We start from the raw sequence: 15081 nt of genomic DNA on the forward strand, positions 1-15081 counted from the left end.
CCCATAAACTCGCGTCGTGGCAGACATCTCGATGCGCGGACAGCTGGCGCTGCGGGCGGCGACGGCCGCCTCGTGGGCCTCCCGGCGGGCCGGGCGCGGCAACGGCTCCATGATCGGCGGGCTGATCGCGCTGAAGATCGATCCCTCGCTGATGACGCAGCTGGGTCGCGGTAAGCGCACGGTGCTGATCACCGGCACCAACGGCAAGTCGACCACCACGCGCATGACCACCGCGGCGCTACAGACTATCGGCCGGGTCGCCACCCAGGCCGACGGCGCGAACATGGACGCGGGCATCGTGGCCGCGCTCACCGCGCACCGCACCGCGCCCCTGGCGGCCATCGAGGTGGACGAACTGCACCTGCCGCATGTGGCCGACGCGCTGAACCCGTCGGTCGTGGTGTTGCTGAACCTTTCCCGTGACCAGCTCGATCGGGTCGGCGAGATCAATATGATCGAGCGCCGCCTGCGTGAGGGCATGGCCCGGCATCCCGCCGCCGTGCTCATCGCCAACTGCGATGACGTGCTGGTCACCTCCATCGCCTACGACCACCCGAACGTGGTGTGGGTGTCGGCCGGCAGCGGCTGGTCGGTGGACGCCACCAGCTGCCCGCGCAGCGGCGAGCCCATCGTGTGGGAGGGCGAGCACTGGTACAGCACCGGCGCGGACTTCAAGCGTCCCGAGCCGCAGTGGCGGGTCGACGAGCAGGGCCTGCACAGTCCCGACGGGCTGGAAATCCCGCTCTCCCTTGCCCTTCCGGGCCGGGCGAACCGTGGCAACGCCGCCCAGGCGGTGGCGGCCGCTGTCGCGCTGGGCGCGGATCCGGTCAAGGCCGCCGCTGCCACCGGCACCGTCCGCGAGATCGCGGGCCGCTACCGCAGCATCGACGTGGACGGCCGCAGCACCCGCATGCTGCTGGCCAAGAACCCGGCCGGCTGGCAGGAGGCCCTGTCCATGATCGACCCGGCCGCAACGGGTCTGGTGATCGCGGTCAACGGCCAGGTGCCCGACGGCGAGGACCTGTCCTGGCTGTGGGATGTGCGCTTCGAGCACTTCGAGGGCACCCAGGTGGTGGCCGCGGGCGAGCGGGCCACCGATCTCGCGGTGCGGCTGACCTACGCTGGAGTCGAGCACATCACCGTCGCGGATCCCTTGCGCGCCATCGCGTCCTGCCCGCCCGGCCGCGTCGAGGTGCTGGCCAACTACACCGCGTTCCGCGACCTGAACCGCGATCTGGAGGCGGGAACCAAAGCATGAGCGATTCGACCGTCCGCATCGGCCTCGTCCTGCCCGACGTGATGGGCACCTACGGCGACGGCGGCAATGCCGTGGTGCTGCGCCAGCGCGCCCGCATGCGCGGCTACGACGCCGAGATCATCGAAATCCCGCTCACCGAGCCGGTTCCCAACTCGCTCGACGTCTACACCCTGGGCGGCGCGGAGGACAGCGCCCAGCGCCTGGCCACCCGCCACCTGCAGCGCTACCCGGGCCTGCAGGAGGCCGCCGGGCGCGGCGCGCCGGTGCTCGCCATCTGCGCGGCCATCCAGGTGCTCGGCCACTGGTACGAGACCTCCTCGGGCGAACGGGTCGACGGCGTCGGTCTTTTCGACGTCACCACCTCCCCGCAGGACAAGCGCGCCATCGGCGAGGTCGCCACCCAGCCGCTGATCCCGGGTCTGGCCCAGCCCCTCACGGGCTTCGAGAACCACCGTGGCGGAACCAAACTCGGTGGTGACGCCAAGCCGTTGGGACGGGTCACCAAGGGCGTCGGCAACGGTGTGGGCGACGGCCTCGAGGGCGTCGTGCAGGGTTCGGTGCTCGGCACCTACATGCACGGCCCGGCCCTGGCCCGCAATCCCGAGCTCGCCGACTACCTGCTGAGCCGGGCCCTGGGCGTGGATTCGCTTCCGCCGCTGGATCTCCCGGAGGTCGACCGGTTGCGCCGGGAGCGCCTGCGGGCCTGAGCGGATTGCCCATATCGGTCAGAGGTGACCGCCGATCGTTGTGATAGTTCCCGAACCTGTTGAGGCGGTGATCAACGGCCGGTAATCTCGCGCGCGGCCATGCGAACAGAGGGAGGTGGCCGGTTGCGTAGACGCGCCGTGCTCAAGGCTGCCGGGATGGCGGCCCTGCTGGCGGGCGCCGGGACGGGTGCCGCCACGCGCGGCGCCGGTACGGCGTCGGCCAATCCGCTGTGGAACGCGCTGTTCCAGGCCTGGGTGCCGGAAATCTTCGCGCCGCTACCGGATCCGCCCGAACACAGCGAGGCCATCGTCATCGGCTCCGGTTTCGGCGCCGCGGTGACCGCGCTGCGCTTGGCCGAGGCGGGCGTGCAGAACTCGGTGCTGGAGCGCGGCTCACGCTGGCCCAACGATCCTTGGCGCGAGATCTTCACCGGCGACGATCTGCCCGACGGCCGCGGCTTCTGGCATCGCACCAGCTTCACCGGCGTCACCCGGGTGCCCATGCCGTTCGCGGATTTCGGCGGCGTACTCGACGTCACCGAATACCCGGGCATCGACGTGTGGCGGGCCGCGGCGGTCGGCGGCGGGTCGATCGTGTTCACCGGCGCCATGGTCGCGCCGCCGAAGCACCTGTTCGATCAGGTCTTCCGGGGCGTGGTGAGCTACGACGAACTGGATTCGGTCTATTACCCGCGGGTCCGGCAGATGCTGCGGCTGTCCGCCATGCCGCAGGACGTCTACGACTCCGCGCCCTTCGCCCACTCCCGGATGTGGGATCAGCAGGTGCGGGCCGCGGGATATGAACCGCAGGCCAATGATTCGATCTTCAACTGGGATGTGGTGCGCTCCGAACTGGCGGGCGGCAGCCGCGCGTCGGCGACCGCGGCGCGCAGCAATCTCGGAAACTCCAACGGCGCCAAGTTCGATCTGAACCAGAACTATCTGCGCTACGCCGAGGGCACCGGCAAGTCGGCCATCTTCCCGGGCCATCGGGTCGACTCCATCGGCCAGGACGGCTCCGGCAAGTACGTGGTCTCGGTGACCAAGCTGTCGCCCACCGGCCAGGTACTCGGCACCCGCACCCTCACCTGCGATCGCCTGTTCCTGGGCGCGGGCTCGGTCGGCACCTCCGAACTGCTGGTGCGCGCGCAGGCCACCGGCGCCCTGCCCAATCTCAACGAGCACGTGGGCGACGGCTGGGGCACCAATGGCGATGTGGTGCTGGCCCGTAGCTTCACCGCCCCGGGCGCGGCCGGCGGCGGCGTGCCCAGCGCCAGCCGCATCCTCGACGAGTCGGGCATGCCGCTGCACCTCGAAAACTGGTATGTCCCGGGCATTCCGGTGGATACCGGCGCGATCGCCTCGCTGGGCATCGTGCTGGATCCGACCCGCGCCCGCTTCGGCTACGACCGCGGCCGCAATGCCGTCGGGCTGAGCTGGCCGCGGGAGGCGCAGGATCGGGTGGTGGCCGCGTGCCGCGCGGTCGATCACAAGGTGGCGCAGGCGGGCGGCTCGATGGTCGACTACACGCCGATCGGCTATGACGCGCAAGGCTTCTTCACCGCGCATCCGCTGGGCGGCGCGGTGCTGGGGCAGGCCACCGACGGCTACGGGCGAGTGCACGGGCATCCGGGGCTCTACGTCATGGACGGCGCGGCCATTCCGGGCAGCACGGCGACGGTGAACCCGTCGCTCACCATTACCGCCGTGGCCGAACGCAATATCGAGGCGATCATCCGCGCCGGTAAGTAACGCGCACCGCGGACCCCTTCCCGGTCATTTGCGCCGACTACGCTGGCGGGACCGTTCGATGAGGAAGGGGACGTCGTGATCGAGGCCGACGCACCGGAGGCGGAGGAGTTCCCCCACAAGCCGCCGGTCCTGTGGATGGACTTCGTCATGCTCGCCCTCGCGGTGGTGTCCGTCGCGCTGGTCGTCTGGGTGACGTTCTTCCCGGTCGCGGACCAGACCTACCGGGCCATCCGGATCCTCGACTACAGCATCTGCGCGGTGTTCCTGGCCGAATTCCTGTGGCGCTGGCGGCGGGAGGGCTGGAACTGGACCTTCCCCTTCATCTACTGGTACGAGGTCCTGGGCATGATCCCGGTGACCAGCCCGTTCTTCCGCGGTTTCCGGCTGCTGCGGATCGTGGTGATCGCGGTGCGGCTGGGGCGCGTGGCCGACCGCGCGTTCGGCGACCGGATCACCGCGGCCGTCGTGAACCGTTCGGTGGGCGCGATCGTCGACGCGATCAAGCGCCCGGTGACCGTGGCGGTGCTCGAGGAGGTCGCCGAGGTGTTGCGCACGGGACAGTACACCCGCAATATCGCCAGCGCGCTGGAGGAGAACCGCTCCGAGATCGACCAGATGATCCTCGAAATCATCCGGCAGGACCCGCAATTGGGCCGGGTGCGCTATGTCCCGTTCCACGAGGACATCATTCGCGGCATCGCCGACGCCAGCTTCCGCGTGGTTTTCCAGGTGCTGGCCGATCCGCGCACCGACGAACTGGTGGCGGATGCGCTGCGCGAGAACATCAATCAGATCCGCGAGGCCGTGCACGCGGGGGAGCGGGTGGCCGAGTCGGTCGACCACCGGCCCCGCTTCTGAGCCCTCGCTACGACCCCTCAGTCGAGCCCGTGCCGGATCAGATCGCGCGGCTGGGCATACCGGACCACCTCGAACCCGATCAAGGCCAGCAGGACCGCGCACAGCATGCCCAGCGCGGCCAGGGCGGGCAGTGCCGACGCGAGCGGAATCAGGATCAGCAGCACCACCGCCGCGACCACGCGCGGCACCAGCACCTTCCCGGTCGCGTAGTGCCGGAACCCGACCAGCGCGATCAGATACGCCACCACGCCGCCGTACAGCGCGAACAACGGGATCCCGTGCAGCTCATCGCTGAGCGAATGCCCTTGCGCTCCACCGACATAGCTGAGCACCTTCTTCAAACCCAGTGCCATGGCCACGATTCCGACGATCATCGGGAAGTGCCAGAAGGTGTAGCAGTTGCGCGCGATCTGGATGCGGCGCTCGCCCCCGGCCCGATGCATGGCGTGCTCCACCACCAGCGCGGCCACATCGAAGTAGGCCCACCACAACAGGGCTGCCACCGTCAGACCCAGCATCGATCCCACCGTGATCGACCACGAGATCGGCAGCCCGGCCACGCCGACGCCGATCGACACGATGGATTCGCCCAGCGCGATGATGACGATCAACCCGTACCGCTCGGCGAAGTGCGAGGCCGAGTAGAGCCGCCATTCGTCGCCCGCGAAGAACGTCGAGCCCATCTCCCAGATCAGCGCCGCGAGCCACAGCACCAGCTGGGTGGTCCCGTGGCTCAACGCACCGATCACCAGCAGCACGCTGGCCACGCTGACCGAGGCCGCCGCCCAGCGGATCACCTGCCGACGCAGCTGGGGGTCGTTGGCGCTGGCCAGCCAGAAAACGGCCAGGTGCACCAGGCGTACGACCAGGTACGAGATGACGAAGACCAGCGGCCCGTACCAGCCGCCCGGCAGATCGTGGAAGGACTCGGGAATGGTCAGCGCGATCATGAAGGCGCCGCCCATGGCCACGAACATGGCCACCCGGGCGATGCCCTCGTCGGCCTTGACCACATTGCCGAGCCAGGAGTAGCCGATCCACAGCCACCAGAGCATGGCCAGGATCAGCAGGGAGCGCAGCAGATTGACCGCGGTGGTCTCGTGCGCGGCGAAGTCGGTGACCATGGTGAAGGCGAAGACGATCACCAGGTCGAAGAACAGTTCCAGCTGGGTCACCGAGGCGTCTTCGGCGACCGGCATGATGCGGGCTCGTAAGGGACCGGGCATGAGGGACATATTGCCTAACGCGCGGCTCGAAAGGCAGTGTCAGCGGCGAGTGTTCACCACGAGCATCAAGCCGTACCGAAGCCCGGCCGCTACGCGGTACCGAAGCCGGGCTCGAAATTGCGGCCGTATTCCATCCGCTGGCCGTAGCCGGGCTGCACGAAGCCGCCGCCGGACTGCTCGTATTCGCTGGCCGGTTCGGCGTAGGTCGCCTCGTCGATCTCGCCGAGTCCCTCGACGCCGGTGACCGCCTCGACGAAGGCGACGAAGTTGTTGATCATCGCCTCGCCCTCCTTGCGGGCGCTGCGCTTCATGATCATGCCGGGCGCCGGAATCGGCAGGTAGATCTCCGAGTGGTACCAGATTTCCGTTGCGCCGTCCTCGGTTTCGGCGAGGTCGAACCAGCCCTTGCCGCCGGCTCCGGCGCTCGACTCGGAAACCCGCCACTCGACCCGGTTCTCGGTGCAGGTGTACTCGACGACCTGCCGGTCTGGTCGGCCCATCAGGTTGGCCGACACGTAGACCCGTTTGGGACGGCCGAACTTGTCGCGGGTGGCGACCCGGACATCCTGGTGGGAGGGCGACCAATCAGGCATCTGCTCGACCATGAGCAGCGCGTCCATCACCTGGTCGGGATCGATGTCGATGACGAACCGGTGATCAGTTTTCGTGCGCATATCTACCCTCCACTCGGGGACCGATTGTGACCAGCGTCGCTTCGGGAGTCAACTGTGTCGACTTCCGCTTCTTACCGACTGGTCGGTCTTGTGCGACCGGTTTTCCCTGGCTGACATGGGAATCCGCGCACCCCGCATGGAGATCGTAAATAGTTTCCGGAGATCGGAAACAGGTCCCGCTAGCCGGGCTCCACTACCGAGTCGGGACCCGGGAACACCAGGCTGGTCCGCCCGTCGGAAAAGCGGACGACGTAGGGCGGTTCCCCGTCCGCGCCACGCACTTCCACGATTTCCGCGGTGTGATCGGGGAGTCCGACATTGCGCCCATGGATGACCAGATGGTCACCGACACTCGCTCGCATGCCTGGAGATTATTCGCCCGAAGTGATGCTCGTCACAAGGTCGGGATGGCCCGATCCACCGCGACCCGAATCAACCGCCCCGCCTCCTCCTCGGTGAAAATTCCTGGCAGCGTGAGCCTTTCGACAATGAGCCAGTTGAGGGCCAGGTACAGCAGCAGTACCGAATCGGCGTCGCCGGGCAGGCCGGCGTCCAGATGGTTGCGCACATTGAAGTCGATGTCGGCGCGCACCCGCTCGGTGAGCACCGCCTGCAGCTCCGGGCGGCGCGCGGCCTCCAAGCGCAATTCCAGCAACGCCAGATATCCCGTCCGGAAATCGGTGACCCGCCCGACGGTTTCGCGCATCAGCTCGGCGATGGTCTCGCGGGTGCGCGGTCCGGTGAACAGGTGGTCCATGGTCTCGGTGCTGGGTTGTAGCCGCTCGTAGTAGCGGTGCCCGGCTTGCAGGAGAAGCTCGTCCCGATTGGGGAAGTAATTGGAGGCCGTGCCCGCGGGCACCCCGGCCTCCTTGTCGACCGCGCGGAAGGTCAGCCCGCGCGCACCGTCGCGGGCCAGGACCTCGATGGCCGCGTCGATCAACGCATTGCGCCGCTCCGGATTCGTCCGAGCCATTGACACCACTCCATCTGTAGTACTACGTTCGTAACCACTACGGACATAGTACTACGAACAAGGCGGTACAACATGCGAAAGCTTGCCTACTACGTGGCGGTCTCCCTCGACGGTTACATCGCCGGTCCGCAGGGTGAATACGACTTCTATCCGATCGCCGACGATCTGGCGGCCTGGATCAACGAGCGCTACCCGGAGACCGTCCCGGACTTCATGCGGGAGCAGGCCGGGGTCGCCCGTGTGCCGAACCGGGACTGGGACACCGTGCTCATGGGCCGCGGCACCTACGAGCCCGGGCTGGCGGCGGGCATGACCAGCCCGTACTCGCACCTGAAGCAGTACGTCTTCTCGACCACGATCGGTGAGATCGCCGATCCCGCGGTCGAATTGGTCGAGTCCGACCCGGTCGGCCTGGTTCGGCGCCTGAAGAAGGAGGAGGGCAAGGGCATCTGGCTCTGTGGCGGCTCCAAGCTCGCCGGGGTACTCGTCGACGAGATCGATCAGCTCGTCATCAAGCGCTACCCGGTGATCGCGGGCGCGGGCCTGCCCATGATCGGCGGCAACTTCAGCCCGGCCCAGTTCGCCGTCACCCAGCGGCAGGAGTTCAGCAACGGCACTCAGGTCACCTGGCTCGACCGGATCTGATCGCCCTGCCGAATTCCTTTCGAAAGCGACTGAGTCCTTCGGGCTCAGTCGCTTTCGCGTAGCAGCGTGGTGACGCGCAGCGAGGTCTCGTGCAGCCGGTTGAAGATCTCGAGCAGCAACTCCAGCTGCTCGTCGCTGTAATCGCCGGCGATCTTGCCGAACTCGCGCGCCAGCACCTCGTAGTGCGGCGCGATCTCGTCGATGCGGTCGTCGAGCGCGGTCACGATCACCCGTCGCCGATCCTTCGAATCGTGTTCGCGCCGAACGAAACCGCCCTTCAGCAACCGGTCGATCATCCGGGTGATGGCCCCGGTGGTCAGGCCGGTGCGCTGGGCGAGTTCCCCGGCGGTGGCCGGTCCGCCGATCCGCAGCATGTTCAGGCAGCGCAGGTCGGTGACGTGCAGGCCGAGCTTGTCGGCCATGGCGCCGTGCAGCATGACGGCATCGGTGGCGCTGCGCTGGGCGGCGAAGGTGAGCGCGGCCCCCAGCTCCTCGTGTGTCGGGGTTTTCCCTGATTTCTCGGTCATCGGTTGACAGCCTAGTCTTACTCGGACAATATCTTACTCATTCAACTACTTACTCGATCAGTTGATGATCTGAGCAGATATCTGGAGGGGTCATGACCACGCAGCAACTCACCGACGAAACCGCCATCCGCGACCTGTTGGCCAGCGCCGACCGGGCCTGGGAGGCCGGGGACGCCGCGGCCTTCGCGGCCGTCTTCGCCCCGGACGCGGACTACACGACCTGGTTCGGCCAGCGACTGAAGGGGCGCGAGGCGATCGAGGCCTCGCACGTTCCGCTGTTCGCGAAGTACCTGAAGGGCACCCGCACGATCGGCGAGATCACCTCGGTGCGCTTCGTGGCGCCGGACGTGGCGCTCGTGCACGGGATGGGTGCGGTGGTGAAGGGGAACAAGAAGCGCACTCGCTTCAACACCAAGATGGTGCAGTACGTGGTCGTCCGCACCGGGGGCGAGTGGTCGATCGCCGCCTTCCAGAACACCAAGTACCACTGGCTGTTCAACGCCTTGTTCACCAAGTAGGAGGAGGTAGGCGGAAATCCGCGAGACCTGGGCCGGTACTGTTGTGGGTCGGTAGCAGCAGTTTGTCGATCTTGGAGGATTTCCGCCGTGGCTCTAGTCGTCCAGAAGTACGGAGGATCCTCGGTCGCCACCGCCGAGCGCATCCGTAGGGTCGCCGAGCGGATCATCGAGACCAAGAAGCAGGGCCACGACGTGGTCGTCGTGTGCTCGGCCATGGGCGATACCACCGACGAACTCCTGGATCTGGCCCAGCAGGTCGCGCCCGCCGCCCCGGCCCGTGAGATGGACATGCTCCTCACCTCCGGTGAGCGCATCTCCAATGCGCTGGTGGCCATGGCCATTCACTCGCTGGGCGCCGAGGCCCGCTCGTTCACCGGTTCGCAGGCCGGTGTCATCACGACCGGCACGCACGGCAACGCCAAGATCATCGATGTGGCCCCGGGCCGGGTGCAGCAGGCGCTCGGCGAGGGCACCATCGTGCTGGTCGCCGGCTTCCAGGGCGTGAGTCAGGACAGCAAGGACGTGACCACGCTGGGCCGCGGTGGTTCCGACACCACCGCCGTCGCGCTGGCCGCCGCGCTCAATGCCGATGTCTGCGAGATCTACACCGATGTGGACGGCGTCTTCTCCGCCGACCCGCGCATCGTCTCCGACGCCCAGAAGCTGGACACCGTCTCCTACGAGGAAATGCTGGAGATGGCCGCCTGCGGCTCGAAAGTTCTCATGCTGCGTTGCGTCGAGTACGCGCGCCGCTACAACGTGCCCGTCCACGTGCGGTCCTCGTACACCGACAAGACGGGCACCATGATTACCGGATCGATGGAGGACATCCCCTTGGAGCAAGCAATCCTCACGGGCGTCGCGCACGACCGCAGCGAGGCCAAGGTGACCGTGGTCGGCATTCCGGACGAGCCGGGCTACGCCGCCAAGGTGTTCCGCGCGGTCGCCGATGCCGAGATCAATATCGACATGGTGCTGCAGAACATCTCGAAGGTGGAGACCGGCAAGACCGACATCACCTTCACCCTGCCCAAGCTGGAGGGCCCGCGCGCCGTCGAGCTGCTGACCAAGCGGCAGGGCGATATCGGCTTCTCCCAGGTCGTGTACGACGACCACATCGGCAAGGTGTCGCTGGTCGGCGCGGGCATGAAGTCGCACCCGGGCGTGACCGCCACCTTCTGCGAGTCGCTCGCGGAGGCCGGCATCAATATCGACCTCATCTCGACCTCGGAGATCCGGATCTCGGTGCTGGTCAAGGACACCGATCTGGACGAGGCCGTGAAGGTGCTGCACTCGGCGTTCGATCTGGGCGGCGACGAGGTCGCCGTGGTCCACGGCGGAACGGGGCGATAGAGCAATGGGTGTGCGTGTAGGCGTCGTCGGCGCGACCGGTCAGGTCGGCGCGGTCATGCGAAAGCTGCTGGAGGAGCGCGACTTCCCGGCCGATGAGGTGCGGTTCTTCGCCTCCTCGCGCTCGGCGGGCAAGACGCTGCCGTTCCGCGGCAAGGACATCGTGGTCGAGGACACCGAGACCGCCGACCCGAGCGGACTGGACATCGCGCTGTTCTCGGCCGGTGCCACCATGTCCCGGGTGCAGGCCCCGCGCTTCGCCGCGGCCGGTGTCACCGTCATCGACAACTCCTCGGCCTGGCGCAAGGATCCCGAGGTGCCGCTGGTCGTCTCCGAGGTGAACCCGGAAGCCACCCGTAACCTGGTCAAGGGCATCATCGCCAACCCGAACTGCACCACCATGGCCGCCATGCCGGTGCTCAAGGTGCTGCACGACGAGGCGGGCCTGCAGCGCCTGATCGTGTCCAGCTACCAGGCGGTTTCGGGTTCGGGTCTGGCCGGTGTCGAGGAACTCGCGAGCCAGGTGCGCGCCGTCATCGGCGATGCCGAGAAGCTCGTGCACGACGGTTCGGCCGTGGACTTCCCGGCCCCGAACAAGTACGTGGCCCCCATCGCCTTCGACGTGATCCCGCTCGCGGGTGCGCTGGTGGACGACGGCAGCGGCGAGACCGACGAGGATCAGAAGCTGCGCAACGAGTCCCGCAAGATCCTGGGTCTGCCGGACCTGCTGGTCAGCGGCACCTGCGTGCGCGTCCCGGTCTTCACCGGCCACTCGCTCTCGATCAATGCCGAATTCGCGCGGCCGCTTTCGGTGGAGCGCGCCGAGGAACTGCTGGCGAAGGCGCCCGGCGTGAAACTCACCGACGTGCCGACCCCCCTTGCCGCGGCGGGCATCGACGAGTCGCTCGTCGGTCGCATCCGCCAGGATCCGGGTGTGCCGGACGGCCGTGGTCTGGCGCTGTTCATCTCCGGTGACAATCTCCGGAAGGGTGCCGCGCTCAACACCATTCAGATCGCGGAAGTTCTTCTGAACAACTGATCAGCTTTACCCGTAACGGACCGTGCACAACAATGTGCACGGTCCGTTTTTGAATCATCAATCCGTCCACAGTTCCGCGCACGGCAAGGGGGGTAGTCGGTCGGTGAGCGAGCCGTCAATGGTCACTTCAATGCGATGCGGCCGCAAATGCGCTGCGAGGCGTTCGGCAATTGCGCGGTCGGCCCGATAATCCAAGATCATTCCTCCGGGAAACCTCAGGCGCACACGAACTTCGTCGGTATCGGGCACGGCGGTCATCTGGGCTGTGCTCGATGTGCCGCTGGTTGACCTTTCATCGAGGGCGAGTTCCGGATACCCTCGCGTTCGAGGCGCGCGGTGATGGATTGCACCGTCGCCCCGTCGGCAGTGGAGGAATACTTGGTGGCCGCAAGGGCGCACGCCGCGAACCACATTGCCGCGCCGCCGATTCCGGCTCCGAGTAGGAAGAAGAGAAGTTCGCCGGGCATGACCACCTCTTGTCGTCCGTTTGGTTCGACGGGTCCTCTTCAAACGTTAAACACAGAAAAATTGCGGTGCAATAAGAAAAATCCATGTTCCATACTGTGCGCCGTAAGCTCGCCCGGTCTGGAATCCTTGTCGGCAGATCCCGTCTGGACGGAAAGGGCGGAAGGAGAAGGGCATGGTAGACATCGGCGAAACAAGCGGGCGGTGACGGCCGGGAAAGCCGATCAGGCAGAAGGAGTTTGACCCGGTGGCCGAAAGTACCCTTGGGGCACGGGTAGCGGAGTTGCGCCGGCGGCGGGGACTATCGCAGAAGGAACTGGGAGCGGCCATAAGGCGCTCGGAAAGCTGGGTGTCGCAGGTCGAGCGAGATGTGCTGCCTGTTGAGCGACTGTCCGTTCTGCAAAGACTGGCGGACGTGCTCGGCGTGGCGGTACGCGACCTCAGACCCGAGGCGGCCGAACCCATGGCCGCCGACCGCGGCGACGGGCATCGGCCCGGCTCGGCGGTTTTCGAGCAACTGCGGTTGCTGCTCACCGGACATCCGGCGCTGGAACAGCTTTTCGGGGACGAATCCGATCGCGAGTCGGCAACGGATCTCGCCGAGCTACAAAAGCGCGTCGATCTGGCCTGGCAGCTGGCACATGAATCCCGCCTCGTCGAGGTGGGCAGCAGTCTGCTGGAACTGATCCCGGATCTGGAGCACGCCGCGCGGTCCTGCACCACACAGCGACCCGAAGTGCTGACCCTGCTCTCGCGCGCCTATCAGGTGGCCGCGACGGCGTTCACCCGTCAGGAAGAAGTCGACGCGGCCTGGGTCGCGGCCGACCGCGCGCTGTCCGCGGCCGAGGAATCCGGTGACGCGCTCAGCGTGGTGGCCGGGACCTATCGCATGGCACAGGCCTTCCTGCGCCTGCAGCGATTGGAACAGGCCGAGCAGGCGGCGCGGGTGTCGGTGGCGGCGCTCGCCGCGCAGGCGGCATCCGAGCAACCCAAACCGGAAGTGTTGTCGCTCTACGGATCTCTGCAGCTCATGCTGGCGGTGATCGCGGCGACGGACGGAAATCGCACGGCCGCCCGCAGCGGGCTGGCGGCGGCGCGGACCGCCGCCGACCGGCTGGGCGAGGGCCGCAACGATTTCGACACCGAGTTCGGTCCGACCGGCGTCGCCGTGCACGCGGTGGCGGTGGCGGTCGAATTGGGTGATGCCGGTGAGGCACTCGATACCGCGCGCACCGTGGACGCGTCGATCCTCTCGCCGGAGCGGCAGGCCCGCTTCCTGGTCGATGTGGCTCGCGCGCACGCGCAGCGGCGGCAGGCGAGTGAGGCATTGGAGGCGTTGCTCAATGCCGAGCGACTAACCCCCGAACTGGTGCACACCGATCATCGCGCCCGCGAGGTGGTGCGTGATCTGCTGCAGTTCGCCGGTCGCCGACCGGCCGACGAACTACGGGAGCTGGCGAGCCGGGCGGCGGTCACGCCGTAAACATTCGAGCTCGGGAGTGACGGCCGGTCAGCGAATTCCCGGTGTGCGCGGATCGGGTCCGACGCATGCCACCAGCAGGCAGCCCGGCGGCGCGTCGCTGAACGGCGCGTGCAACGGAACGTTCAAGCAGGAGAGCAGGTTACAACCCGGATAGGCATCCGCGCCGACACCGAAGACGGCCAGGGTGATGTCCGGATCGAAATACCCGCCGACGTCGACCGACAGCGGGGCCTCCACGTAGGGGCCCGGATCGGGGATCGAATCCCCGGTGAACGCCGCGAACAGACGGCGGAAGAACTCGTGCGGCGGCTCGGTCCAGTTCTGCAGCAGGCCGCTCGGGCCCTGCGTGGTGTGGACGCCGAAGACGCCGGTCCACACCACCATCAGATCCAGGCTGGGCACCACATATACGTGCTGCAGGCCGAATCCGGACATGGAATAGCTGTCGGTGGGCAGGAATTCGGGATTCTCCGCGCAGCCGGGACCGGTCCAGAACAGATAGCCGTAGCAGGAGTTGGTGTCCGACGGGGTGAGCGCGCGTTTCAGGTAGGCGCTGGAAACGATGCTGCGGCCGTGCCATCGACCGTGTTCGGCGACCAGCATCCCGATGCGCGCCAGATCGTCGGGCGGGATGAAAAGATGCGCGTATCCGTAAGTGTGCCCGGATCGGTCGCGCGCCCAGTAGTAATCGGTGCGCGGAATTCCGAGGGGGCCGAACAGTTCCCGCTGCGCGAATTCCTGGAGTGGTTCGCCGACAGCCAATTCCACGACATAGGACAGCAGATCCACATTGCGCTGGCTGTATTGGAAGGCGGTGCCCGGCGGATCGTCGAACGGCACCCCCAGGGCCTGTACCGCGCTGAACGGATCGATGGGCACGATGCCGGTAATCCCCTCGGTCACCGCGCCCACGCGTAGGCCCGAGGTCTCCTGGAGCAGATTCTCCACGGTGATCGTGCGATGTTCGGGATCGCCGATGCCCGGCGGGAGATAGCGGTCCAGGGTGGCGCCGATATCGAGTTTTCCTCGATCCCAGGCGATTCCGGCCAGCAGCGAGACGACGCTCTTGGTGACGCTCCAGACATTCCACGGCACGCCACCGGTTTCGGCATTCCAGGGTCCCTCGCCGATCAGGCAATTGTGCCGGAAAACCTGCACGTTCAAGCGATTCCGCGAGGCCGCGAAATCCAGTGCGGCGCCCAGCAGGCCCGAGTCCACACCGGTCTGTTCCGGCACGGCCCGCTCGAAATCCCGCCCCGCGGGTTCCGAGCAACGCGCCGATGGCGGCGCCGCTCCCGCGCCGCCGCCACCGATGATCACGCTGCCCGCCGTCAGGACCACCGCGATCACGGCGGCCCACCCCCTGCGCCTGCGCACCATGGCGCCCAGGCTAACGCGGGCATCCCGGCGAACCGGGGAAGTTGACGCTGACGCCCAACAAGCGCCTCTCGGCGAGTGGTCGCTCGTAGCGACGAAGGGTGCGGCCCGGGGCTGTTCCGACGCCAGCAATGGTCATCAACCGGAGCCGCTCCGGATCTATTCCGCGCCGCGGGTTGTGATCCGGGCAACCCCGTTCGTGCGGTGTCCCGTGTCACCCGTTGCGTTT

Annotated in this window: 16 protein-coding genes; 9 read left to right on the forward strand and 7 right to left on the reverse strand. The window is 67.2% G+C overall.

Annotated features, from left to right (window positions below):
* Window positions 1-31 precede the first annotated feature (31 nt).
* From ON43_RS01380 to ON43_RS01395, 4 genes are all read left to right on the forward strand, one after another.
* Window positions 32-1258 (forward strand): Mur ligase family protein, encoded by a 1227-nt coding sequence (locus tag ON43_RS01380; protein WP_040802710.1) that lies wholly within the window; start codon window positions 32-34, stop codon window positions 1256-1258.
* Window positions 1255-1965, forward strand: coding sequence for a type 1 glutamine amidotransferase (locus ON43_RS01385; RefSeq protein ID WP_040802600.1), 711 nt, complete (start codon window positions 1255-1257; stop codon window positions 1963-1965). The genes ON43_RS01380 and ON43_RS01385 overlap by 4 nt, the downstream gene beginning before the upstream one ends.
* Before the next feature lie 123 nt (window positions 1966-2088).
* A complete protein-coding gene (locus ON43_RS01390) occupies window positions 2089-3717 on the forward strand; it encodes a GMC family oxidoreductase (RefSeq protein WP_040802602.1) in 1629 nt (542 codons plus the stop codon).
* 75 nt (window positions 3718-3792) lie between these two features.
* Window positions 3793-4575, forward strand: coding sequence for a hypothetical protein (locus ON43_RS01395; RefSeq protein ID WP_051177747.1), 783 nt, complete (start codon window positions 3793-3795; stop codon window positions 4573-4575).
* A 17-nt stretch (window positions 4576-4592) separates the two neighbouring features.
* Here ON43_RS01395 and ON43_RS01400 read toward each other — a convergent pair whose 3' ends face one another.
* The 4 genes from ON43_RS01400 to ON43_RS01415 form a co-directional block, all read right to left on the reverse strand.
* Entirely contained in the window at window positions 4593-5801 is a 1209-nt protein-coding gene (locus ON43_RS01400) for a low temperature requirement protein A (protein ID WP_040802714.1), read from the reverse strand.
* A gap of 89 nt (window positions 5802-5890) precedes the next feature.
* Window positions 5891-6475 (reverse strand): SRPBCC family protein, encoded by a 585-nt coding sequence (locus ON43_RS01405; RefSeq protein WP_063712469.1) that lies wholly within the window; start codon window positions 6473-6475, stop codon window positions 5891-5893.
* A gap of 179 nt (window positions 6476-6654) precedes the next feature.
* A complete protein-coding gene (locus ON43_RS01410; RefSeq protein WP_040802604.1) occupies window positions 6655-6837 on the reverse strand; it encodes a DUF1918 domain-containing protein in 183 nt (60 codons plus the stop codon).
* Window positions 6838-6869: 32 nt separating this feature from the next.
* Entirely contained in the window at window positions 6870-7448 is a 579-nt protein-coding gene (locus tag ON43_RS01415) for a TetR/AcrR family transcriptional regulator (RefSeq protein ID WP_040802606.1), read from the reverse strand.
* Between the two features lie 72 nt (window positions 7449-7520).
* Between ON43_RS01415 and ON43_RS01420 the strand changes: the two genes are divergently transcribed.
* On the forward strand, window positions 7521-8093 hold the full coding sequence (locus ON43_RS01420; RefSeq protein WP_040802608.1) for a dihydrofolate reductase family protein: 573 nt from the start codon (window positions 7521-7523) through the stop codon (window positions 8091-8093).
* A 44-nt stretch (window positions 8094-8137) separates the two neighbouring features.
* On the opposite strand, the gene ON43_RS45875 is transcribed toward ON43_RS01420, so the two are convergent.
* Window positions 8138-8620 carry a MarR family winged helix-turn-helix transcriptional regulator gene (locus tag ON43_RS45875; protein WP_051177749.1) on the reverse strand — a complete coding sequence of 161 codons (483 nt, stop codon included), beginning with the start codon at window positions 8618-8620 and terminating at the stop codon, window positions 8138-8140.
* Window positions 8621-8712: 92 nt separating this feature from the next.
* Here ON43_RS45875 and ON43_RS01430 point away from each other — a divergent pair, with 92 nt between their 5' ends.
* The 3 genes from ON43_RS01430 (at window position 8713) to ON43_RS01440 (ending at window position 11527) form a co-directional block, all read left to right on the forward strand.
* Complete coding sequence (locus ON43_RS01430; protein ID WP_040802610.1) at window positions 8713-9138, forward strand: SgcJ/EcaC family oxidoreductase; 426 nt, start codon at window positions 8713-8715, stop codon at window positions 9136-9138.
* 87 nt (window positions 9139-9225) lie between these two features.
* The gene (locus ON43_RS01435; protein WP_040802611.1) at window positions 9226-10491 is read left to right on the forward strand and encodes an aspartate kinase; all 1266 of its coding nucleotides are present in this window, start codon (window positions 9226-9228) and stop codon (window positions 10489-10491) included.
* Between the two features lie 4 nt (window positions 10492-10495).
* Complete coding sequence (locus tag ON43_RS01440; protein ID WP_040802613.1) at window positions 10496-11527, forward strand: aspartate-semialdehyde dehydrogenase; 1032 nt, start codon at window positions 10496-10498, stop codon at window positions 11525-11527.
* A 57-nt stretch (window positions 11528-11584) separates the two neighbouring features.
* On the opposite strand, the gene ON43_RS44560 is transcribed toward ON43_RS01440, so the two are convergent.
* On the reverse strand, window positions 11585-11785 hold the full coding sequence (locus ON43_RS44560; protein ID WP_157513863.1) for a hypothetical protein: 201 nt from the start codon (window positions 11783-11785) through the stop codon (window positions 11585-11587).
* Between the two features lie 454 nt (window positions 11786-12239).
* Here ON43_RS44560 and ON43_RS01445 point away from each other — a divergent pair, with 454 nt between their 5' ends.
* Window positions 12240-13475, forward strand: a complete 1236-nt coding sequence (locus tag ON43_RS01445; protein ID WP_040802615.1) for a helix-turn-helix domain-containing protein — start codon at window positions 12240-12242, stop codon at window positions 13473-13475.
* Window positions 13476-13502: 27 nt separating this feature from the next.
* On the opposite strand, the gene ON43_RS01450 is transcribed toward ON43_RS01445, so the two are convergent.
* The gene (locus tag ON43_RS01450) at window positions 13503-14855 is read right to left on the reverse strand and encodes a serine hydrolase domain-containing protein (RefSeq protein ID WP_040802617.1); all 1353 of its coding nucleotides are present in this window, start codon (window positions 14853-14855) and stop codon (window positions 13503-13505) included.
* Window positions 14856-15081: the final 226 nt, after the last annotated feature.

The sequence above is a fragment of the Nocardia concava NBRC 100430 genome (assembly GCF_000308815.1).
Lineage (GTDB): Bacteria > Actinomycetota > Actinomycetes > Mycobacteriales > Mycobacteriaceae > Nocardia > Nocardia concava.

Excerpts from the sequence above, each read along its gene's own strand:
- ON43_RS01420 (WP_040802608.1), top strand. The coding sequence starts at position 7,521 with ATGCGAAAGCTTGCCTACTACGTGGCGGTCTCCCTCGACGGTTACATC.
- ON43_RS01430 (WP_040802610.1), top strand. The coding sequence starts at position 8,713 with ATGACCACGCAGCAACTCACCGACGAAACCGCCATCCGCGACCTGTTG.
- ON43_RS01380 (WP_040802710.1), top strand. The coding sequence starts at position 32 with ATGCGCGGACAGCTGGCGCTGCGGGCGGCGACGGCCGCCTCGTGGGCC.
- ON43_RS45875 (WP_051177749.1), bottom strand. The coding sequence starts at position 8,620 with ATGACCGAGAAATCAGGGAAAACCCCGACACACGAGGAGCTGGGGGCC.
- ON43_RS01385 (WP_040802600.1), top strand. The coding sequence starts at position 1,255 with ATGAGCGATTCGACCGTCCGCATCGGCCTCGTCCTGCCCGACGTGATG.
- ON43_RS01405 (WP_063712469.1), bottom strand. The coding sequence starts at position 6,475 with ATGCGCACGAAAACTGATCACCGGTTCGTCATCGACATCGATCCCGAC.
- ON43_RS01440 (WP_040802613.1), top strand. The coding sequence starts at position 10,496 with ATGGGTGTGCGTGTAGGCGTCGTCGGCGCGACCGGTCAGGTCGGCGCG.
- ON43_RS01410 (WP_040802604.1), bottom strand. The coding sequence starts at position 6,837 with ATGCGAGCGAGTGTCGGTGACCATCTGGTCATCCATGGGCGCAATGTC.
- ON43_RS44560 (WP_157513863.1), bottom strand. The coding sequence starts at position 11,785 with ATGACCGCCGTGCCCGATACCGACGAAGTTCGTGTGCGCCTGAGGTTT.
- ON43_RS01400 (WP_040802714.1), bottom strand. The coding sequence starts at position 5,801 with ATGCCCGGTCCCTTACGAGCCCGCATCATGCCGGTCGCCGAAGACGCC.
- ON43_RS01415 (WP_040802606.1), bottom strand. The coding sequence starts at position 7,448 with ATGGCTCGGACGAATCCGGAGCGGCGCAATGCGTTGATCGACGCGGCC.
- ON43_RS01450 (WP_040802617.1), bottom strand. The coding sequence starts at position 14,855 with ATGGTGCGCAGGCGCAGGGGGTGGGCCGCCGTGATCGCGGTGGTCCTG.